Origin of the sequence: Cohnella yongneupensis (genome assembly GCF_042655785.1) — a bacterium.
GTDB classification, from domain to species: Bacteria; Bacillota; Bacilli; order Paenibacillales; family Paenibacillaceae; genus Cohnella; species Cohnella yongneupensis.
Genome location: NZ_JBHSNC010000055.1, coordinates 52564 through 74259, shown reverse-complemented (window position 1 = coordinate 74259; position 21696 = coordinate 52564). Strand labels below are relative to the sequence as shown.

20 protein-coding genes and 1 pseudogene are annotated in these 21696 nt (G+C 55.5%); 8 read left to right on the top strand and 13 right to left on the bottom strand.

Features of this window, described 5'->3' with window-relative positions; genetic code table 11:
• The first annotated feature begins 47 nt into the window (after nt 1-47).
• Both ACFPQ4_RS19450 and cmpA read left to right on the top strand, forming a co-directional pair.
• On the top strand, nt 48-404 hold the full coding sequence (locus ACFPQ4_RS19450) for a hydrolase/acyltransferase (RefSeq protein WP_378113560.1): 357 nt from the start codon (nt 48-50) through the stop codon (nt 402-404).
• Nucleotides 405-503: 99 nt separating this feature from the next.
• The gene (gene cmpA / locus ACFPQ4_RS19445) at nt 504-641 is read left to right on the top strand and encodes a cortex morphogenetic protein CmpA (RefSeq protein ID WP_378113559.1); all 138 of its coding nucleotides are present in this window, start codon (nt 504-506) and stop codon (nt 639-641) included.
• 71 nt (nt 642-712) lie between these two features.
• Here the strand turns inward: cmpA and ACFPQ4_RS19440 are convergent, their stop codons facing one another.
• The 10 genes from ACFPQ4_RS19440 to ACFPQ4_RS19395 form a co-directional block, all read right to left on the bottom strand.
• A complete protein-coding gene (locus tag ACFPQ4_RS19440; protein WP_378113558.1) occupies nt 713-1363 on the bottom strand; it encodes a nitroreductase family protein in 651 nt (216 codons plus the stop codon).
• A gap of 212 nt (nt 1364-1575) precedes the next feature.
• Nucleotides 1576-2058, bottom strand: coding sequence for an Rrf2 family transcriptional regulator (locus ACFPQ4_RS19435; protein ID WP_378113557.1), 483 nt, complete (start codon nt 2056-2058; stop codon nt 1576-1578).
• Nucleotides 2059-2299: 241 nt separating this feature from the next.
• Nucleotides 2300-4480 (bottom strand): Tex family protein, encoded by a 2181-nt coding sequence (locus ACFPQ4_RS19430; protein WP_378113556.1) that lies wholly within the window; start codon nt 4478-4480, stop codon nt 2300-2302.
• 28 nt (nt 4481-4508) lie between these two features.
• Nucleotides 4509-5750 (bottom strand): aminopeptidase, encoded by a 1242-nt coding sequence (locus ACFPQ4_RS19425; protein ID WP_378113555.1) that lies wholly within the window; start codon nt 5748-5750, stop codon nt 4509-4511.
• 74 nt (nt 5751-5824) lie between these two features.
• Nucleotides 5825-6175 (bottom strand): type II toxin-antitoxin system PemK/MazF family toxin, encoded by a 351-nt coding sequence (locus ACFPQ4_RS19420; protein WP_378113554.1) that lies wholly within the window; start codon nt 6173-6175, stop codon nt 5825-5827.
• A gap of 3 nt (nt 6176-6178) precedes the next feature.
• Nucleotides 6179-6460: a CopG family ribbon-helix-helix protein gene (locus tag ACFPQ4_RS19415; RefSeq protein WP_378113553.1), complete on the bottom strand. Its 282-nt coding sequence runs from the start codon at nt 6458-6460 to the stop codon at nt 6179-6181.
• A gap of 137 nt (nt 6461-6597) precedes the next feature.
• On the bottom strand, nt 6598-7788 hold the full coding sequence (gene alr / locus ACFPQ4_RS19410; RefSeq protein ID WP_378113552.1) for an alanine racemase: 1191 nt from the start codon (nt 7786-7788) through the stop codon (nt 6598-6600).
• A 161-nt stretch (nt 7789-7949) separates the two neighbouring features.
• Entirely contained in the window at nt 7950-9077 is a 1128-nt protein-coding gene (locus ACFPQ4_RS19405) for a LolA family protein (protein ID WP_378113551.1), read from the bottom strand.
• A gap of 94 nt (nt 9078-9171) precedes the next feature.
• Nucleotides 9172-11619, bottom strand: coding sequence for an EAL domain-containing protein (locus ACFPQ4_RS19400; protein ID WP_378113550.1), 2448 nt, complete (start codon nt 11617-11619; stop codon nt 9172-9174).
• Nucleotides 11620-11788: 169 nt separating this feature from the next.
• Nucleotides 11789-12883 (bottom strand): threonine aldolase family protein, encoded by a 1095-nt coding sequence (locus ACFPQ4_RS19395; protein WP_378113549.1) that lies wholly within the window; start codon nt 12881-12883, stop codon nt 11789-11791.
• Between the two features lie 186 nt (nt 12884-13069).
• Between ACFPQ4_RS19395 and ACFPQ4_RS19390 the strand changes: the two genes are divergently transcribed.
• The 5 genes and pseudogenes from ACFPQ4_RS19390 (at nt 13070) to ACFPQ4_RS19370 (ending at nt 17037) form a co-directional block, all read left to right on the top strand.
• Nucleotides 13070-14338, top strand: coding sequence for an ABC transporter substrate-binding protein (locus ACFPQ4_RS19390; protein ID WP_378113548.1), 1269 nt, complete (start codon nt 13070-13072; stop codon nt 14336-14338).
• Nucleotides 14339-14341: 3 nt separating this feature from the next.
• The gene (locus ACFPQ4_RS19385) at nt 14342-15382 is read left to right on the top strand and encodes a FecCD family ABC transporter permease (protein ID WP_378113547.1); all 1041 of its coding nucleotides are present in this window, start codon (nt 14342-14344) and stop codon (nt 15380-15382) included.
• On the top strand, nt 15379-16188 hold the full coding sequence (locus ACFPQ4_RS19380) for an ABC transporter ATP-binding protein (protein ID WP_378113546.1): 810 nt from the start codon (nt 15379-15381) through the stop codon (nt 16186-16188). The genes ACFPQ4_RS19385 and ACFPQ4_RS19380 overlap by 4 nt, the downstream gene beginning before the upstream one ends.
• Nucleotides 16189-16191: 3 nt before the next feature.
• Nucleotides 16192-16572, top strand: a pseudogene (locus ACFPQ4_RS19375) (ankyrin repeat domain-containing protein); the annotation flags it as partial.
• Between the two features lie 30 nt (nt 16573-16602).
• The gene (locus ACFPQ4_RS19370) at nt 16603-17037 is read left to right on the top strand and encodes an antibiotic biosynthesis monooxygenase (RefSeq protein ID WP_378113608.1); all 435 of its coding nucleotides are present in this window, start codon (nt 16603-16605) and stop codon (nt 17035-17037) included.
• A 174-nt stretch (nt 17038-17211) separates the two neighbouring features.
• Here the strand turns inward: ACFPQ4_RS19370 and ACFPQ4_RS19365 are convergent, their stop codons facing one another.
• Genes ACFPQ4_RS19365 through ACFPQ4_RS19355 form a run of 3 tightly spaced genes read right to left on the bottom strand, consistent with a single transcriptional unit; the run spans nt 17212 to nt 20331 of the window.
• Entirely contained in the window at nt 17212-18291 is a 1080-nt protein-coding gene (locus tag ACFPQ4_RS19365; RefSeq protein ID WP_378113545.1) for a Gfo/Idh/MocA family protein, read from the bottom strand.
• Complete coding sequence (locus tag ACFPQ4_RS19360; RefSeq protein WP_378113544.1) at nt 18284-19306, bottom strand: AraC family transcriptional regulator; 1023 nt, start codon at nt 19304-19306, stop codon at nt 18284-18286. The genes ACFPQ4_RS19365 and ACFPQ4_RS19360 overlap by 8 nt, the downstream gene beginning before the upstream one ends.
• A 41-nt stretch (nt 19307-19347) precedes the next feature.
• Nucleotides 19348-20331, bottom strand: a complete 984-nt coding sequence (locus ACFPQ4_RS19355; protein WP_378113543.1) for a Gfo/Idh/MocA family protein — start codon at nt 20329-20331, stop codon at nt 19348-19350.
• A 187-nt stretch (nt 20332-20518) separates the two neighbouring features.
• On the opposite strand from ACFPQ4_RS19355, the gene ACFPQ4_RS19350 reads away from it, so the two are divergent.
• Nucleotides 20519-21685 carry a M20 family metallopeptidase gene (locus ACFPQ4_RS19350; RefSeq protein ID WP_378113607.1) on the top strand — a complete coding sequence of 389 codons (1167 nt, stop codon included), beginning with the start codon at nt 20519-20521 and terminating at the stop codon, nt 21683-21685.
• Nucleotides 21686-21696: the final 11 nt, after the last annotated feature.

Sequence of the window (21696 nt, the reverse complement as noted above, 5' to 3'; positions counted from 1 at the left end):
TTGGGCTACACTGTCAAGTAGTATTGGATGAGGGGGACCGGCATCTCATGCCCGAAATGACCTATGTAATTTTGCAACAGGAGCACGGCGAGCTGGAATTCGTGGAGATGCCCGCTTCGCATGCGTATCAATTGAGCGCGCTTAATCTTCGCTTGCACAAAGAGCTGTCCAAGCTGACCGCCGACAACGTGCCCAAGCTTCCAAGGGCTGTCGCCGAATGCGCCAAGCTCGAGTTACTGAACGAGAAGGACGCTCCAATCGGCGGACTGGACTATATCAACGCACTCGAACGCTCTTTTTCCGCCATTCGCGAGGGCGCGTATCCGCTTATTTCGCTGCTGACCGAAATTCGGGCGCTGCAAGCGCAGCTGGAACATTGGTACGAAGAAGAGGATATGCTGTAGTCGGACGCCATTTTTTTCAAATAAAATCGGACCTGCACGGACATTCGCCTATTCCCATATGCTAAACCGACAGCATGCGATGGGAGGAGGACGATTTCGATGCCGCAATGGCTTTGCAATCAGCTCATGTCCGCTTTTCAGAAAAAAGACCGCCGGCAAATTCGTCTGTTGAACGATTGCTGGTTCTACTACCGGGCGAAGCCCGACAAATCCAAAGACCATTCGAGCATTCATTGATCGCGTAAACAAAGGGATCTTCCGCGCCGCAACGGCGAAACGGAAGATCCCTTTTGCTAATGCAAAACGATTTAGTTTTTCATTTCGTTCCAGCTCGTTACTTCGTCAACGGTGAGGCGAACCGAAGGATGTCCGGGTTTCGTCGCTTTGCCGACCGCGATCAACATGATCGGTACGTAACGCTCGCTAATGCCGAACGTTTCTACGAGCTGAGCGGCGTTGTAGCCGCCCATCGGAACCGTGTCTAAGCCTCTCGCTTTGGCTGCAAGCATGAGTTGCATGGAGATAAGACCGCCGTCCGTGCTTACGATCTTCATGGCGACGTCCTTAGGCAACGCGCTGTACATGCCTACCGTGCTCTCGATGAACGAGTTTTTGGTCGCTTCAGGCATATAACCCGCTTCATACGCGCGGTTGTAAATGGTATCCGCCAGCTTGTAGCTTTCTAGATCGCCCAATACGGCGATGACTGCGGAAGCTTCTACGACTTGCTGTTGGTTGAACGCGATCGGCAGCAGCTTTTCTTTAAGCGGTTGATCATCGATCACGAGAAAACGCCACGGTTGCAGGTTCGAGGACGACGGCGCGAGGATCGCTTCGCCGAGCAGTTCGGTCATTTCTTCTTTAGAAATTTTGAAGTTCGGATCGAAAGTTCGCACGGAACGGCGCGCCCGGATCACATCGGAGAAGCTCTCCGTCTTCGTAAGCGTAGTTGTAGCCATTATTGTTGCCTCCTAGTGGTCTTTGTTGACTGATTTGTTAATCTGAGTAAAAAATAGCACAGTTAACCCGAAAGTACGGATGAGGACGAACGATCGCCAACGATTAGTTTTCCTCGGATGATCTGTGATTATTAATGCACAGTATCGGCGAAATAAAAAACGCGTATAACTGTTGTATTTATTGCACAGTATACGCCGTAAAAAGAGAGCTGTCAACTCCCGAAAGCCTGCACGTTATTATCGGGTTTGTTCGCGCAATACAGCGCTCGGTTCGCCAGTTGTCCGATCGTATAACGGCCAAGCACCTCGCGCATCGAACGATCCATCTCCGTCGTCAGCTCGCAGAAGATTGACTTCATCTCCAGGCCGAACGGATGGGAACCCGTCGTTTCCTTAATGCCGAAACAGAGCGGGTCGCTTACTTGTAGAACCGTATAGACTTCCTCAAGCGTTATCCTCGACGGATCGCGCCGCAGTCGATATCCCCCGTCGCGTCCTTCGCGCGTTTCCAGTAAGCCGCCCTTTACGAGCGCGGCCATGATCCGGCGCAGCAGCGTCGCCTCCGACTGCAAATAAGCGGCGAGCTCGGCGCTAGGGCAATTCTGAACATTATCGCGCGACAAAATGACCAGCGCTTGTAACGCTAATCCGAACCATCTGGGATGATGGGATCCGATGCATTTGTCTGGGTTCATTTTATCGCCTCCCTAAACGTTCCGTAAGGAACGTACTTCGTAAGCATCAGCTTAACGTTCCGTAAGGAACGTACTTCGTAAGCATGAGCTTAACGTTCCGTCAGGAACGCACTTCGTAAGCATCAGCTCATACTTACTGTTGCTTGAATTGTATCCAATCTCAACCGATTGCACAAGGTGCAATCGGTTCCCAACCGCAGAAAACCGCCGGAAAATCCCTCCAGCGGTCCGTTAAATGAGATTAGGGCTGGCGCATCGTCAAGCTGACGCGGCCTTTTTTCTGATCGACGCCGATGACCCATACGGTGACGGTGTCCCCTACGGCAACAACTTCCGTAGGATGCTTCACGAACTTGTTGCTGATCTGCGAAATATGGACTAGGCCGTCGTTCTTGATGCCGATGTCGACGAACGCGCCGAAGTCTACGACGTTGCGTACCGTTCCCTTCAGCTCCATACCGGGCTTCAAATCGTCGATGTCGAGCACGTCGGTATGGAAAATCGGCGGCGGGAGCTCGTCGCGCGGATCGCGTCCGGGACGCTGCAAGCTGTCCACGATGTCCCTAAGCGTCGGAACGCCTACGCCAAGCGTAACGGACAGATCGTCCAACGCGACCGTCCTCAGCTTCTCCTTCAGCGGGTCTGAGCCGATATCGGCGACGTTCAAGCCGAGCGCCTTGAATAGCTTGCCGACGACGTCGTACGATTCCGGATGGATCGGCGTCCGGTCGAGCGGGTTCGCCCCGTCTGAAATACGCAGGAAGCCGGCGCATTGCTCGAATGCTTTGGCGCCGAGCCTAGGCACCTTCTGCAATTGCAAGCGATTCGTAAACTTACCGATGTCCTCGCGCTGCTTCACGATGTTCTTCGCAAGCGTCGCATTGATGCCCGACACGTACGACAAGAGCGACGGGGAAGCGGTGTTCACGTCAACGCCGACATGGTTTACCGCCGACTCCACGACGCCCGAAAGACTCTCGTCGAGCCTCTTCTGCGTGACGTCGTGCTGGTATTGACCGACGCCGATCGCCTTCGGCTCGATCTTGACGAGCTCCGCGAGCGGGTCTTGGAGACGACGGGCGATCGAGACCGCGCTGCGCTCCGCCACGTCGAGATCCGGGAACTCCTCTTGCGCGAGCTTGGAAGCGGAGTAGACGCTCGCTCCCGCTTCGTTCACGATCAAATATTGCAGCTTGCATTCCGGCATCGCATGGATAACGCCGACGACGAACTGCTCCGTTTCCCGGGAAGCCGTGCCGTTGCCTACAACGATAAGCTGCACGCCGTATTGCGTAATGAGACGCCGGAACAACGCTTCCGCTTCCGCCTTCTTGTTATGCGGAGGCGTCGGGTAGCTGACCGCTACTTCCATCAGTTTGCCCGTATCGTCGACGACGGCGAGCTTGCACCCCGTACGGAACGCCGGATCTACGCCGAGCACGACGCGTCCTTTGACCGGAGGCTGCAGCAATAGATTGCGCAAGTTCTCGGAGAAGATGCTGATCGCATGCTCCTCCGCCTTTTCCGTTAATTCGTTGCGCAGCTCGCGCTCGATCGAAGGCGCGATCAGCCGCTTATACGAGTCCTCCATCGTCGCGACGAGCGTATCGTGCACGATGGAAGTCCCGCGGATATAACGACGGTTCAGCTCGCCATGAATCCGATCGACTTGGACGTCAATGGAGACGCCAAGCACTTCCTCGCGTTCGGCTCGGTTAATCGCCAGCACGCGATGCGGCGGAAGCCGTTTCACCGGCTCCGAATACTGGTAATACATTTCATATACCGACTCCGCGTCGGCATTCTTTGCCTTGCTATGTAATACGCCTTGCTCCCACGTAAACCGGCGAATCCATTTGCGGATATCCGCTTCATCGGCTACGTTCTCGGCGATAATATCGCATGCGCCTTGTACCGCTTCCTCGGCCGTATTCACGCCGAGCTGAGCGTTAACGCACTTAGCGGCCTCCGCCAACAGGTTTCCTTGGCGCGGCTGCGACATTAACCACTGCGACAGCGGCTCGAGTCCGCGCTCCTTCGCGACGCTCGCCCGCGTCTTGCGTTTCTGGCGGTAGGGCCGATAAAGGTCTTCTACCTCTTGCAGCTTAACCGCTTTCTCGATCGCCGATTGAAGCTCCGGCGTAAGCTTGCCTTGCTCCTCGATCAGACGGATGACCTCGCGCTTACGATCCTCGAGCCCTTTCAAATACGTACGGCGCTCGTCGATCGCCCTTAGCTGGTTCTCGTCCAATTCTCCGGTCATTTCCTTGCGGTATCGGGCAATGAAAGGGATCGTATTGCCGTCGTCCAAAAGCGTCGCTACCGTGCGTACTTGCCCGACTTTAATACCAAGCTCTGCCGAGATCTGTATAGTCATCCGTTCCTGAATATCCGCGCCTGCCGTTTCCTGTACTGCGCCCATGAATGAAACCTCCTGCTCGCGACTATTGTTAGAACGCCCAGTTTCCTTTGCGGAACACCGGAATAACCGTGCCGTCCGCCTGCACGCCGTCGATGTCCATCTCTCCGGAGCCGATCATGAAGTCGACGTGCGTAATGCTCGCGTTAACACCGCATGCCGCAAGCTCTTCCGGGGACATCTCTTTGCCGCCTACGACATTGAAGGCATACCCGCTGCCGATGGCAAAATGGTTCGATGCGTTCTCGTCGAACAGCGTATTCAAGAACAGGACATTCGACTCCGAAATCGGCGAATGATGCGGCACGAGCGCGACTTCTCCCAAGTAATGCGAGCCTTCGTCCGTATCCACGAGCTTCTGGAGAATGTCTTGCCCTTGCTCCGCCTCGACCTTCACGATGCGCCCTTCTTCGAACGTCAGCTTGAAGCTGTCGATGATGTTGCCTCCGTAGCTAAGCGGCTTCGTGCTGGACACGTATCCGTTAACGCCCGTCTTATTCGGCACGCTGAACACCTCTTCGGTCGGCATGTTCGCCATGAAAGGCGTCCCGTGCACGTTCGTGCTGCTCGCCGCCACCCACAGATGCTTCTCCGGCAGCTCTACCGAAAGCTCGGTACCCGGCGCGCGATAGACCAGCTTGGCAAAATGCTTGTCGTTCATCCAATCGCTCTTCGCGTGCAACGTCTTGTTGTGCTCCTCCCACGCTTTGACCGGATCCGGCGTGTTCAACCGCACGGCTTGGAAAATCGCTTCCCAAAGCTTAGTAACCGCTTGCTCTTCGTCCACGTCCGGGAACACTTTCGTTGCCCAGCCTTTCGTCGAGGCGGCTACGACCGACCAGCTGACTTTATCCGCCTGCGTCGCCCGTCTGAATTCCTTCAAGCCGTTGCCTTGGGCTTTCTGGAAGTTCGAGATGCGCTCCGAAGGAATACCCTTCAGCAAATCCGGGTTCGGCGAGATGATCGAGATGAATACGCCGTTGTTCTTCACGAACTCGTCGCGCTTCGCCGTCTCCCATTCCGGATAACGAGTAAACACTTCGTCCGCCGCGTTCTCGTATTTCATGCGGGACAGCGACTCGTCGATCCATTCCGCGTGAACGTTGCTCGCCCCCGCCGCGTAGGCTTGCTTCGCGACTAGACGCACGAGCTGTGCCATCTCCACCGATCCCGTAACGAATACGGGCTGCCCCGGCTGAACGTTAACGCCTACTTTCACGATCAGTTCCGCGTACTTCTCCAATTGCACATTCAAATCCAATGTAGTCGACATGTCGAATCGCTCTCCTCGTGATCACAAATAAAGACAGGCCTCCGCACTTTCCGCGGCTCCTGTCTTTTCCTAATTTAAAAATCAATTAAGCCGACGCTAATTTGCAATGCCTCATCGACTTTGCGCATCGTGTCGTCTTCCAGATGCGTGATTTTATCGGTTAGCCGCTGCTTATCGATGGTTCGAATCTGCTCTAGCAAGATGACCGAATCGCGCTCCATCCCGTGAGATTTCGCTTCGATCTCCACGTGGGTGGGCAGCTTCGCCTTCTGGATTTGCGCCGTGATGGCGGCCACGATCACCGTAGGACTGAACCTGTTGCCAATATCGTTCTGGATCACCAGCACGGGGCGTACGCCGCCTTGTTCCGAGCCGACGACCGGAGACAAATCCGCATAGTATACATCCCCGCGTTTAACGATCAATCGTTACACCCCGCTTACGAGGCGACCGAGTGATCTTTCGGCGTCTTCTTCGGCTTGGAACGCTTCAGAAGCCATATGGAGGTTAATCTTGGCCATTTCTAGATAGCCGCGTTGCATGGCGTCTCGAATCAAGCGTTTCTTGCGGTCCACCAGGTAAACTTTCATCGCCTGGCGAATGATTTCGCTGCGATTCGTGTTTTCTTTCGCCACGACAAAATCGACTTCGCGCAGCAAATGATCAGGAAGACTGATCATAATCCGTTTCGTATTGTGAAGATTGGCCACCGAACAGACACCCCCAAAGGTTTTCCAGCACGCAACCTAATTCCCAGTATGCATGAGACGGATGCGAAATATACGAATCCTCTCGTAACCATTCTAGATATATAACTTACTTTCCTGCCCGATGACGATAATTTTAGTCACCCAAATGATACCAGTAACGGATTCGTGACGGCAACTGTCCGGCCGTCTTGCTTATAGACGCGCGGAACTCTCGCGGCTAACATGCAGGTTACTTCGTAATTGATCGTTCCGAGTTTGTCTGCGATCTCCTCCACGGAGATGCTCGCATCGCCTTGACGCCCGATCAATACCGCTTCTTCGCCCGGCTCTACGGCAGTATCGCCAGACTTAACCGCATCGTCCAGCCGGATCATGCACTGGTCCATGCAGATCGAGCCCAGCACCGGTACCCGGTTGCCTCGTACGAGCGCCTCCGCTTTGCCTGTCAGCATGCGACTGAAGCCGTCTGCGTAGCCGATCGGCAGCGTGCCGATCGTCTCCTCGCCCTGCGTGAAGTATCTCGTACCGTAGCTGATACCTTCGCCCGCGGTCAATCGCTTGACGTGCACGATCGACGTCTTCAAAGTTAGCACCGGTTCCAACGAGATTCGTTCGCCGTTCACTTCCGTGCTAGGATAATAGCCGTACATACTGATGCCAAGCCTAAGCATACTACCGACATGCTCCGGAAGATCGATGCCCGCCGCGCTATTGCCCGAATGGACGATCGAAATTTGTTTGCCGCTGCGCTCCACGTACTTAACGACGCTGGCGAAGCGTTCCGCCTGCATTAACGTATACTGCTTATCGGTCTCGTCCGCGCGCGCGTAATGCGTGTAAAGTCCCTCGATCTCCAATCCGGGAGCGGCGAATGCCCGATCCAAAAATCGTTCGGCTTGCTCCCCGGGAAGAACGCCCAAGCGCCCCATGCCAGAATCTACTTTAACGTGTGCTTTAAGCTTTCTATCCGACGACGGAAGCGCGGCTGCCGCTTCGAGTATGTCATCCCTGTACAATGTTACCGTGATCCCTTGATCTCGCGCGATGCGAAGCCCTTCCGCTGGCGTAAATCCGAGCACCAAGATCGGCGCTTCTATGCCGGCCGCGCGAAGCTGCAACGCCTCGTCGAGGAACGCTACGCCCAAATAATCGATGCCGGCTTGCACGGCTGAGCGTGCCACCTCTACTGCCCCGTGTCCGTATGCGTTTGCTTTAACGGACGCAAGCAAGCGCGTCCCGTGCGGCATATGATCGCGGAACGCTCCGATATTGCTCTCTAGGGCATCGAGGGAAATCTCGGCCACTGTCGGCCGGTAATAGCTGTCCACGGACCGCTCACCTTCCCTGCTGCTGATGCTACAATAAAGTAATGTTAACGGGAGGCGGCGCACCTGTCAACGCTCGCGGCGCAGGCAACCGTTTCCTATCCTGGGAGCCCCGGTACGCAAAGAGGCCGATCTGCTTGCGATCGGCCTCCATTCGGCATGATTTATTTACCAGACGTCTCATCCATAGATTGCGCGATCTTCACCATATCCGCTGGCTCGAGATCGGCGCTGATCAGCCTGTATTCGGTACCGTTATAGGTCCAGGTCAGTGAATTCGTCTCGCCTTGGACGAGGAGGCCCATCGTGAATCCGAGATCGACGGACAACCCTTTCATGAGCGATACGGCTTCGTCTCTGGATACCATCTCGAGAATCGTGAAGTCGTAAGCGCCGGAGTACCGCAGCATGACGCCCATGTTCTCGCCAAGCTGAATGTCCGAAGGTTGTTCGAGCAATTGCACGCCGACCGGCAACGCTTCTTGATCCGGTTCGACGATCGTTACGCTCTCTTGAGGCGTCGCGGTCGTAGGGTCGTCTTGTTGTCCCGTCGTTTGGTTGTCCGGAGAAGCATCCGGCGCGTTGGAAGCATCCGGCTGACCGTTGCTGTCGGGGCTTGGGCTTTGTCCGGCGGAATCGGATGGCTTAGCCTTCGGTCCGTCCATGTTCTGATTCATATCGAACGCCGAGTTTTCGAACTTCGTGCCGAATTCGAACGTGTCGAACGTAACTTCGACCATTTTTTGCGCGTTCGTGTCGGTTACTTCTACGTGTCTCGGTTTGTACGTATCCTGATCGAGCCAAATTTTCTGCCTAGCGAACGAACCGTTCTGATAATTGGCGGCCATAACGTCGAACACGTACGCGTCCTTATCGGTCGTGAACTGCCTGGAGTTATCCATCACGATGCTTTGGATGAGCGTCTGGTACAAGTACACTTGGCCTTGGTTTTTCGGCCAGTCGCTTTGGAACCGGTAGCTCTTGTTCAGTTGAGGCGTGAGGACGAACACTCCTTCGTTGTTGCGAAGGACGATTTGCGTAATGTCGCGCTTCTCGTTAGTTAGCGAAATCCGATAGTAGTCCGGCTTCTGGTACCATACTTCCACTTTGTACGTCTGCGGCTGCTGTCCCGTATGTAAGGTCATTGTGCCGCTGCCTTGATAGCTTTCCATCTTGCTGACTACTTTGTCCAGGTCCTTGACGATCGAATCCGCATTCTTGCCCCCGCAACCCGCTAACACGACGGTCATGAGTAGGGCAAGAGCGGTGATCCATGTAATCCGGCGACGCATGCGATCCACCCCTCTGCACATTGGTTAATCCATGGTTCATGCATATGAGGGGACTTGGACGATTATGCAGACGAGTTCCGGCTTGGTCACAAACTTAAACGTCTCCCCCGCTCGATCTCATCGCCTGAACGAAGGTTTCCAGTTCTTCCGCGGGCAACGGCTTGCTGAAGTAATACCCTTGTATATCCTCGCATCCGTTCTCCAGAAGCAGCTTGAGCTGTTCCTTCGTCTCCACGCCTTCCGCAATTACGTTCATCTTGAGATGGCGAGCCATGGAAATAATCGTCTCGACGATCGCGCGGTCGTCCTCGCTCTCCGTAATCTCTTGAATGAACGTACGATCGATCTTAAGCCGTTCGATCGGGAACATGCGCAAGTAACTAAGCGAGCTGTATCCGGTTCCGAAGTCGTCCAGGCTGAGGTGAATGCCCATCTCCGTCAACTCGTTCAAAATCGGGCTTGAACGCGAGGCGTCCATCATGACGCTTTCCGTGATTTCCAGCTCCAAATACGAAGGATCGAGCTCCGTCTCCCGCAAAATTTCCGCGACCTGTTCGACTAGTCCGTCATCCAAAAATTGCTGCGAGGATAAATTCACGGATACCGGAATTCGCCAGCCGTATTGCGATTGCCATTGCTTCATTTGCCGGCAAGCTTCCCGCATCGTCCATTCGCCGATCTCCCCGATAATGCCGGCCTCTTCGGCTACCGGAATGAATTGGCCCGGAGGGACGAGTCCCTTCTCCGCGTGCTTCCACCTTAACAGCGCTTCGACACCGATAATGCGGTCTTGGCGCGCATTTATTTGCGGCTGGTAATGGAGGACGAGCTCGTTGCGCTCGATCGCTTTGCGCAGATCGCTCTCCAGCTCTATCTTGCTTAGGTGGTGCTCGTCAAGCTGCTCGGAGTAGAAGCGGTAACCGTTCTTCCCTTTGCGCTTTACGTCGTACATCGCGGCGTCCGCCTTTTTTAGCAGATCCTGCACGTTAGCGCCGTGCGCCGGATAGAGCGCGATGCCGACGCTTGCCGACACGTAAAAGTCGTTATCCTTAAGCCGGTACGGAATTTGAATGACGTCGATGATCCGCTCGGCGGCCCGAACGGCAACGGACTCGATAGGATCGCCGTGGCAAATGACCGTGAACTCGTCTCCGCCCATCCGTCCGATCATCAAATTCATCCCGGAAGCCGCATGATGGAGCCGGTCGGTCACTTGCTGGAGGAAGAGATCCCCGTAAGCATGGCCAAGCAAATCGTTAATCAGCTTAAACCTGTCGATATCGATGACCATGACGGCGAAGCGCGAAGCCGACGCCTCGCTGTGCTTGATCGTTTTTTCGAGCGTAAGATTGACCATCCGCCTGTTCGGCAAGCGCGTTAGCTCGTCGTGATAAGCCAGATGCTTGATTTGTTCCTTGGAGCGTTTCTCCTCGGTAACATCCCTAAAGATCAAATAAGTGCCTTTTACTTCGTCGTCGATCGTAACGGGAACGCTCATCGCGTTCAGATGCACTTGCTGGCCGGACAGATGACTTACGACCGTATCCAGCCTTTTCACTTGCGTATCGCGCATCGCCTGAATGAGCCATAAGCGGGCTTTCTCGCGCTTCTCTTCCGCGAATACATCCGCTAAGTCCATGATCGGATGGCCCAAGAACTGTCCCGGGAGTTGTCCAGTAATCGATTGGAACGCGGGGTTTACGTCGATGATGATGCCTTGGATATCGATCGTGACGATACTGTCCGTATGGTTCTCGTATAACGATTTATACCATTTGCCGTGCTCGTATAGCGCATCGTCCTTGCTGGATAGCCGTTTATCGAGAAATACCCCGAGTATCGCGATTGCCAACGCCAAGAACGTCCCCGTGGCAGTGACGTACGCCAGCACTTCTTGATTCATAGCGGCGACGGCGGAAGGTACACCTCCGCTTTCCCTCTGGAAATGAGCGGCAGCCATGCCGGTATAATGCATGCCCGTGATCGCGGCGCCCATGATCAATCCGCTGCCTATTTTATAGAGAACCGCCTTCCACGAATGCGCGCTGCGAAATCTGAAAGCCAGTGCCAGCGCCGCGATCGACGCGATAATGGCTATAACGACGGACAAGGCGAACCAACCCGCGTCGTAATGAATATGTACGTTCATCGCGGCCATCCCGGAATAATGCATCGCAACGATGCCCGCGGCCATCAGTAACCCGCCGATCAAAAGCCGTCTTACCGAGAGATTTTTCGTCCCGACGACTTCCAACGCGACGATGGAAGCCAGTATCGCGACGGCGACGGAAATGACGACCCAAGCGATGTCGTACGATACCGGTTCGGACAAGGTGAACGCCAGCATGCCGACGAAGTGCATCGACCAAATTCCGATGCCCATGAAGGTCGCCCCGCCGACATGCCAAAAAAAGCGGCTTACGCCCGCTTTCGCCGCGCTGACCCTTCCCGCGAAGTCCAACGCGGCATACGAAGCTACCACCGCGATCAAATAGGATACAAGAACGAGCGAATAATTATAGGTACCATGTATGTGCTGCATGAATGCCTCGCCTCTTCAGCCTGACATCGAAGATAATTTCAATAACTCTTGATACAAATATAGCACTTTTATTCGACATAATACGCGAAATAATCAAAGAAAATAGGTTAGTAGCTCTAAAAAAACACCCTCGCCGATTTGGGCAGGGTGCATGGCTGTTTTCGCTAGTTTAGCTAATGCTTTTCATTTTCGCATCCAATGCCAGAAACGCTCGTTTAAGCTCTTCTTTCGGAATGGCCGCATATCGATCCCCGATACTCACTTCGAAGTAGCTTGCCGTATCGCCTACGGCCGACACCCAGGCGGTCAATCCGATTCCCGTCTCCTCGCATAAGGCGCTTAGAGCTGCTTCGAGCTTTTCTTTCGGCGCCTCCGCATGCACGTGAAACATATTGGATACCGGAACGAGCGGTTTAGTCGCAATAGAATGGCAGGCGTTGAACAGTTCGGCCAGTTCGACCGCGTCTCGGTAATATTGCTCCATCCTCGCCAGTCGCAGATCGAAGGCTTGATCCGCGCTCAAGATATACGGGTACAAGCTGATCAGATCTCCGCCGTGCCTTCTTTTCCACACTTTCGATAGCGTCGTGAAATCTTGTTCGCCGGCCAAAATCGCCCCGGCGATTCCGCCTAAGCCTTTGTAGAAAGAAACGTAGACGCTGTCGAACAAACTGCATATTTCGGATGCCGACTTGCCGTAATACGGTAAAACTTCGAACAACCGGGCGCCGTCCAGATGCAACTTAATCCCTTTGCTTCGGCAATGCGCGGAGATGGCTTCAAGCTCCTCGTAGGGCGGCAGCTGGCCTCCGATTTCGCGTTGCGGCAGTTCGAGCAGCAAGCAAGCGACATCGTCTTTCATCCGCAATACGTCTTCCAACCGGATCGTCCTGTCTTTGTCCGCGATCAGCACGGATTCGATGCGGTGAAGCTCTTTGAGACCGCCCTGTTCGTGGATTTCCAAGTGGCTGAGCGGATGGTATGCCACCTTATGAATACCTTGCCGGTCGCACCATATTCTTAATGCGATTTGCTGCGCCATCGTCCCGCTCGGGAAAAACACCGCCGATGGTTTGCCAAGAAGCCTCGCGATTTTGGCTTCGAAATCTTCGATCAGCTTGCCCCCGCCATAAATATCGCTTTCCATGTTACCGTCTACGTCCATAATAGCGTCTTTCAATACTTGTATATTCCGTCTGCTATTCCCGGAAACTTGATATTTCGTGTTGTAAAAAGCGTCCAAGAGCGATAAGTTTCCGTTCATCTGATCGTTCGTTCCCTTCCGTGCGAAGTATCGTTGAAAAATAATCTTGTCTCAGTGTAGCGCATTGGCGCGGCGTTCTCAAACCCATCTTTCTCCAAAATTATTATTGACAATGAAAATCATTCTCAATATAATCGGTTTGTGTAATTGAGATTGATTTTCATTATTATTTAGGAGAGTGGTATCGTGTTTCACAAAGGAATCATCCGTCTATTACTCGCTGCAGCTCTAATAGCTCCGCTTGCGATCGGCACTAGCCAACCCGCAAAAGCCGCAAGCCCCGAAATAAAAGTGACGTTGGACGGCAAAGCAGTATCGCTGGACAACGCGCCTCGCATCGTCAAAGGCACAACTCTCGTCCCTTATGCAGGAATCGTGAAAGCGCTTGGCGGTACGGCTTCATGGGATAGCAAAACAAAGACGGTTACCGCGGTTCGCGGCGACACGACCGTCAAGGTGACGATCGGATCGAAAACCGCATACATAAACGGAGCGAGCACGACGCTGAACGCCGCTCCCCTGCTCGTCGACAACAAAGCGTACGTCCCGCTTCGCCTCCTATCGGAATCGTTCGGCAAATGGGTCTCATATACTCAATCTAGCTCGACTGTCGCGATCACCAGCACGCTAACCGTCAATACGAGCACCGGTCCTTTCACTTTGAAAGCTAAACCTAAGCGGATTGCGACGTTGTCCTCCTCCGACACGGAAATCATCTATGCGCTCGGCGGCACGGTCGTCGGACGCCCGACTGCGCTCGGACCGGTCCTGCCTGCCGAGGCGGCAAACGTGCCGGAAATCGGCAGCACGCACGGCATCCTGTTCGAAAATCTCGCCGCGACGAAACCGGAGCTCGTCATTGCAAGCCCGGCGCTTGCCACGCAAAAAGCGACGATCGAGAAGCTCGGAGCGCAAGTGTTGTTCAATTCGCACAATACGTTCACGGAAATTCAAGCGTCCATCCAACTCTACGGCCGCGTGCTCGGCCAAGAAGCGAAAGCCGCGCAATTGATCAAGTTCATGGACGCGTCCGTTGCTTCGCTCGTCAAACCGAAAGTCGCTCCGAAAGCTTTAATCGTCTATGGCGCGCCGGGCAGCTTTGTCGTCGCGCTGCCGACCAGCTACCCAGGCAACTTCTTGGAACTGGCCGGCGGCACGAACGTTGCCTCCAACTTCCCTAAGATGGATACGATGCCGCAATACGCGGAGCTCAGCCTTGAGCGCATCGTCGCGGCAAACCCGGATATTATTCTGTTCATCGCTCACGGCGATGCCGCTGAAGTTAAAAGCAGCTTCAAAAAGGAATTCGAAACCAATGATGCATGGAAAAACTTAACCGCCGTGAAAAACGACAATTTCGAAGTTTTGCCGTCGGAGCTGTTCACCGTGAATCCCGGCATCAGAGCCCCTCAAGCGATCGAGGCGATGAATAAGCTGCTGCTTCAGGCGAAATAACGAATGGAAGCCACTACCACAGTTGCTTCTCGGTCGCCCGCGCAACGAAAGACGCGTTCGTCGAAGCTCGCCCGTAACACTTCGCTGTTAATCGCGGCCGTCGCCTTACTGTTGCTCGTTGCGCTCCTCTCGCTCATGACAGGCGCGATCTCGATACCTGCGCATGACGTATGGACCGCGCTCTTCCATGCGGACGATTCGGAAGCTAGACAAATCGTATGGAATTTGCGGCTTCCCCGCATATTGACGGGAATGCTCGCCGGCGGTTGTCTTGCGATCTCCGGCGCGTTCCTGCAAGGCATATTCCGCAATCCGCTAGCCGATCCGGGCATTATCGGCGTCTCGGCCGGCGGAGGGCTGGCGGCGGTCGTCATCATGATCTTGTATCCCGCGCAGATCGCTTTTCTGCCGATCTCCGCATTCGGAGGAGCGATCGTCGCGTCGGCGGTCGTCTATCTATTAGCGTGGCGAGGCGGCGCTTCTCCGCTTCGACTCGTGCTCGCCGGCGTCGCGGTTAACTCTTTGCTCGGGGCGGCAATGACCGCCTTGATGATTGTTAACAGCGAGAAAGTGCAATCCGTGTTGCCCTGGATTTCCGGTAGCCTGAACGGCCGAAGCTGGCCGCACTTCGAGACGTTGCTTCCTTACGCGATCGTCGGCGGCATCGCTTCACTCCTGCTGATCAAGCAAGCCAATCTGCTCGTGTTCGGCGACGATGCGGCTAAGCTCCTCGGCAGCCGCGTGGAGATCGGTAGGTTGCTTATCGTCGCGGTATCCGCCTTCTTGGCGGGCGCCGCGATCAGCATCGTCGGGATGGTCGGATTCGTCGGCTTAGTCATGCCGCACATCATCCGGATGGTTTCCGGGAGCGATTATCGCATCCTATTGCCTTTGTCCGCGATCGGAGGAGCTACGCTCGTCATCGCGGCGGATACGGCAGCCCGCAGTTGGTTCGATCCGATCGAATTCCCGGTAGGCATCTTGCTCGCGTTAATCGGCGCGCCGTTCTTCCTCTACTTGCTGCGAAGGGGGTTAGCCCGTTGAGCTCCGCGATTGTCGCTACAGGACTGAAGTACGGCTACCGGCCGACCGAACCGATCGTGAACGGATTCGACCTCAAGGTTAACGCGGGCGAATGGCTCGGGATCGTCGGACCGAACGGCTCCGGCAAGTCGACCGTGCTACGCTTGCTTGCCAAGCTGGCGAAGCCGCAGCAAGGCACCGTTACCATGAACGATCGCGACATGGCCGATATGAGCCGCAAAGCGATCGCCCGGCAATTGACGATGCTTATGCAGATCCAAGAGCCGGGGCTCGACATCACGGTGCGCGATCTTGTCCGCCGTGGACGCAACCCGCACTTGCGCTGGTACGAAGAATGCCGAGGCGAACACGAGACTATCGTCGATTGGGCGTTGCAGGTGACGAGCATGACCAAGCTACAGGAACGATCGTTGCTGGCGTTGTCCGGCGGCGAACGCCAGCGCGCTTGGCTCGCGATGTGTATGGCCCAAACTCCCAGTACGTTATTGCTCGACGAGCCTACGACGTATTTGGATATCGCGCACCAATTGGAATTGATGGAGCTCGTCCGTACTTTGAATCGGCAACAAGGGATTACGGTTATTATGGTGCTTCACGACCTGAATCAAGCCGCGCGTTATTGCGACCGGATCGTCGCGATGAAGCAAGGCAAAATCGTCCGGCAAGGCCAACCGGCCGAATTATTCAAAGCGGACTTCTTCCGCGAAGTGTTCGGCATCGAAGCGAAAGTATATGTAGACGATGGCATACCGGTGTGCCTGCCTTGCGGCGTATCGGCATTACCGTCTCAATCAGGGGAGGAATAGGCTATGGCGGCACTTCCGCAAGAGTTAGTAAGAGCGTTCGTCGGGGCAGCCCATGCGGACTTGGACAAAGTTCAGACTATGTTGGCGCAAGAGCCCGAGTTGCTTCATGCGACTATGAATTGGAACGGCGGGGATTGGGAGACGGCGCTAGGCGCGGCCGCTCACGTCGGGCGGCGCGATATCGCGGAGTGGCTGCTGAGCCAGGGCGCTAGGCTTGATCTATTCGCCGCGGCCATGTTAGGCGAGCTTGGAATCGTCCGTTCGGCGCTCTCTCGATATCCGTCGTTGCTGCATGCGAAAGGCCCTCATGGCATTCCGCTTCTGCAACACGCGCTAATGGGCGGAGCACAAGCGAAGGAAGTCGTTACTTATTTGAAATCACTTTATCCCGCGGAAGAGAAAGGAAGTTCGAACATGATCGTAGTCGAAAACCGCATCGAGGTACGCACCGGCTTCGCCGAAGCCGTAATGGAACGTTTCCGGACGCCGAAGAGCGTGCACACGTTCCCTGGATTCGTCCGGATGGACGTCCTGCACGCCGCGACTTCCGAAGGAACCGAAGAAATTCGGGTATGCACGACTTGGGAGAAGGAAGAACATTTCCAAGCTTGGGCGAACAGCGATTCGTTCCGTCATGCCCACGCGCGCCGCGCGGAAGCGTCCGTGCAAGAGTCGGAACAGTCTGCTAAGCCAAACCACGGTCACGGTCACGGACATGGGCATGGTCACGGAGCGGCGGCTGCTGGCGAAGCCGCCAACGGACCGATCGTCGGCAACAAGGTGACGATCTATCAAGTCGTCGCCTCGCACTTGCCGGAGCAGAAAACTACGGAGCAAGTTGCTCAATAACCGATTAGACGCATCGCCGAAGAGAGGCCTATCCAAGGCCTCTCTTCTTGTCTTTACAGTTTAGTCAGCTTAATCGAAACACACATAAAAGAAGCCCGCCGCGTAAGCGGCGAGCCCTGTTTCATTCTGTAAGTCAAATCAAATAGAGAACGATTCATGCGGCTCTGTCGACCGTTAAGGCAGCTCGATCGCCACTTCGCGACGGGCTTCCGCCGAGCGTAGCACGCCGTCGATAATCGCTTGCTGGATAAGAATTTGCTCGCCTGGAATCGGTGCCGGACGTCCGTCTCTCACCGCTTCGGCGAAGTCTCTTACTTTCTCGTCGAACAAATTAAGCTGATGCCCGATAAGCGGGATCGGCGTATTCGTATGTCCGCCGTATTCGTCGTGGAACAGCGTGATCGATCCGACCGAGCCGTCCCATACGCCGGACCAAGGACCGCTGCCTGCCGGCGTTACTTTAAGCCCCGCGTCCGTGCCGAGGAACATCGTCGCGCCGAGCGTATCCATGTGCATCGCCCACGAAATTTTGAATTGGAGCACGAGATCGTTCTCGAAGCGGACCATCGCCACGCCGAAGTCCTCGACCTCGAACTTGCTCGCCTCGCGATGATAGAGCGGGTTCGTGCCGAAATGATTCGACGTGAACGACGATACGGTGATCGGTCTCGGATACCCCATTGCATTAAGCGCCATGTCGAGCGAATAACAACCGATATCGGCCATCGCGCCCGCCCCGGCCAGCTGCTTGCTGATGAACGTGCCGCCCGGCATCCCGCGACGGCGTCCGCCGCCCGTCTCCGCGTAGTACACTTTGCCGAGGCGTCCGGATTGAACGATCTGTTGCAGCAGCTTCATGTTCGGATCGTAACGAGGCTGGAAACCGATCGTCAGCATGTTGCCCGTATCGCGAGCGACCTGGGTCATCTCCAGCGCTTCTTGGAACGTAACGGACATCGGCTTCTCGAGCAGCACTTGCTTGCCCGCGCGAAGCGCGTCGACGGTTGTGACGTGGTGGGAGACGTTAGGCGTACAAATACTTACCGCGTCCAGCTCTTGTTCAAGCAGCAGCTTGTGTCCGTCGTAGGCTGCGGCGCCCGTAAGCTTCTCGGCTTCTACGAATTGCTGCGCTTTGCCCGGAATGACGTCCGCTACGGCGACGATCTCTACAAAAGGAAGCTTACGATAAGCCGAGACGTGCGCTCTGGCAATGCCTCCGCTCCCGATAATGCCGATTCTCAACTGTTTACTCATGTGCTCTCTCCCTCTCCCTTTCCGTCTCGGCCGATGCCGCATGCATGCGGCGGTAGACGGACGGCGTAACCTCGAATTTATTTTTGAACACCGGATATAAGTAGTTCGGATTCGCGTAACCGTGCTCTACCGCGATCTCCTCGATCGCCTTATCGGTCTGAATCAACTCGGAGCAAATTAGAGTCAACCTCACATGCTCGAGGTAATCCCGGAACGTCGTCTGTCCTTCGCTGCGGAAAATACGCTGAAGCTGCCTAGGGCTGACGTTAATTCTGTCCGCGACTTGCTCCAAGCTGATCGGCATGCTCTCGTTATCGCGAATGTATTGCGTCGCCATCTGGTAACGGTGGAAGTTCATATCCCGCTCCGGTATGCCGCGCTGAACGGAACGATTGTCGAACACCCGCACCGAGCGAAGCAAAATCTGAACGATCGCCTGCTTGATCTGCGTATAGTAGCCGAGCGGTTGCTCTTCCCAAGCACGATAAGCTTCCAGAAACCCGTTCATCGCGTTGAACCGGTCAGCCATGGGCATACCGGGCATGGCCCGTATCGCGGCTATGCACTCCTTCGCTTCCTCGACTTCCAGCGCGTCTCCCCAGTTCAGCCCCGTTTCGGGATTGTCATCTATCAGGGCAAAATCGCAATGCAGGCATAACTCGTCCATCGGGTCGTCGGGATCCGATTCCTGGTAGTGGACGACATCCGGCCCTGTTAGATAGAACAGCCCCTCGTGCAAGTCGTACGTCTGATCGCGGATAATGACTTTGCCCTTCCCTTTCGGGATGAAGTGGAACTCGAACTCCGAATGCTTATGGAAATTAACGATATGACCCGGGCTAAAATGAACGAGATGGCAGCGGAGCACCCGAATGCGATAACCGCCCCAGCGGAACTGCAAATCCAGCCGATCCAACGCGTAGGGCTTCTTGTCCATTCGCGCGTAGGGAAACGGGCTGGCGCTGCTTGCCGGCTTCCGGTCCTTCTTCTTGGCGTTATCCAGCTCGTTGTCCATGGGCTTCGCTCCTTCTCGAATTCTATGCGCCGGGTAGTTCTCTATTGCAGCTCGCTGATCTCTATCGCGCGTCCGGAGCGGTTAGACAAATTCGAAGCTTCCATCAGCCTCGTCAAATCTACGGCGATCTCGATATTGTCGGTCGCTTCCGTATCGTTCTGAACGTGCTGTACCCATTGGTCTAACGCCGACGGATCCTCGCTCGGCAATTCGATCTGGCTCCAGCCTCCGTCTCTGTTGCTCCGCACGTGCAGCTTGCCGTCCGAGAAGCCGTACAGCAACGTCCCCTCCGTACCGTGAAGCTCGATCGAGAATGGAGAGTGGCTGTTTACGAAGCCCGCTTCGACAATGCCGACCGCGCCGCTCGCGTATTTCAGAATGGATACCGCGTTGTCTTCGACTTCGCGTCCCGTAACATAGCCGAAAGTCGCGCTAACCGATTCCGGCATGCCCAGAAACCGACGGACAAGATACATCGGATGACAGCCCAAATCGATGAGCGCGCCTCCGGCGCATTGTTCCAGCGAGTAAAAATGTTCCGGCAACCAGTTCGCGATACCGCCGTTATGAGACAATCTCACGCGCGCCAACGTCAATTGGCCTAGCGCTCCCCCGTTAACGACCTCTTGAATCGCCTTTGTCATATTTTTGTAGAGCCACGGCAACGATACCGTCAGCTTAACGCCTGCTTCCTTAACCGCGCTCACGATGTCGCGTACTTCCGCGTACGTAGGAGCCACGACCTTCTCCGTGAAAATGTGTTTGCCCGCCCGAGCCGCCTTGACCATCACCTCGCGGTGAATGTTGGTCGGTGCGTCGACTACGACCGCGTCTATATCTTCGCGCGCGAGCAAGTCGTCGAGCGACGCGATGAACGGCACGCCGTATTTGTCCGCCTTAGCAGCGCCGCGCGCCGCGTCTTCATCCCAGATCGCCGCGATTTCCGTATCGGGATTGCCTAGCACTTGACGAGTATAATCCTCCGCGTGCACGTGCCAATAGCTCAACATGCCTATCCGAATCAAAGCGCTCACCTCATCTTTAAATATACGACACAAGGACAACATAACACAGCGCTTTAATCATTTTTAATGCGAAATCGTGTCATTCTGACTATGAAATTACGACAACTTGCTTGCATGTTGAGGACGCGATACGATGGATAAGAAGATATAGGCCGACCACGCCGAAGGAGATGGCTCGATGCACGACCTGAAGAATACGATTCAAGAGAAGATTAGCGCCTACGCGCCGAAGCTGAAGGAGATCGCCGGCTTCATAGGCGCGCATCCGGAGCTCGGACACGAGGAAGTCCAAGCTTCCGCCATGCTTACGGCCGAGCTTGAATCGCTCGGCTATACGGTCGAGCGCGGCACACTAGGCTTACATACCGCATTCATCGCGGAATACCGCTCCGCCAAGCCTGGACCGATCGTCGCCTTGCTCGCCGAATACGACGCGTTGCCGGAGCTCGGACATGCTTGCGGTCACCACCTCATTTGCACGATGACGCTCGGCGCGGCAGCCGGATTGCGGGCGGTAGCCGATGAAGCCGGAGGAACGATTCGCGTCTACGGCACGCCCGCGGAGGAGACGAAAGGCGCGAAAGTGGATATGGCCGCAGCCGGGCTGTTCGACGATTGCGATGTCGCCCTCATGGCGCATCCCTATCACCGCCACGAGCGTTCGGGCAGCTCGCTGTCCATGGACGCTTTGCAATTCGAATTCCACGGCAAAGCAGCCCATGCCGCAGCCAATCCCGATCTAGGCGTCAATGCGCTCGATGCCGTCATTCAGCTGTTCAACGGCGTTGCCGCGCTACGTCAGCAGACGCGCAGCGATACGCGCATTCACGGCATTATCAACGCCGGCGGACAGGCACCGAACATTATTCCGGATTATACGTCCGCGCAATTTTACGTCCGTTCGGCATCGCGCGCCTACACCGACAAGCTGTCCCGCAAAGTGAAAGCTTGCGCGGACGCCGCCGCGCTATCGACCGGCTGCACGGTTACCGTCAGCAATTACGAATACTCGTACGACGAGCTGCGCACGAACGAAGCGTTATCCGCCGTCTTCACCGCTAATTTGCTCGAAGCAGGCATCGCTCCGGAACATATCCACGATGCCGAAGATCATGGCTCGCTCGATCTCGGTAACGTATCGCTTAGATGTCCGGCGATCCATCCGTTCATACAGGTCGTCGATCAGCCATACAACCTGCATACGGTAGAGTTCCGCGATGCCGCCCAACTGGCGCCCGCGTACGACGCGATGGCGTTTGGCGCGAAGATGCTGGCGTTAACGGCGCTCGAGGTGCTTATCGACGCAGCATTGCTCGCCCGCATTCGGGAGGAGTTCGCCGCGAGCCGCAAATAATACAAAAACCC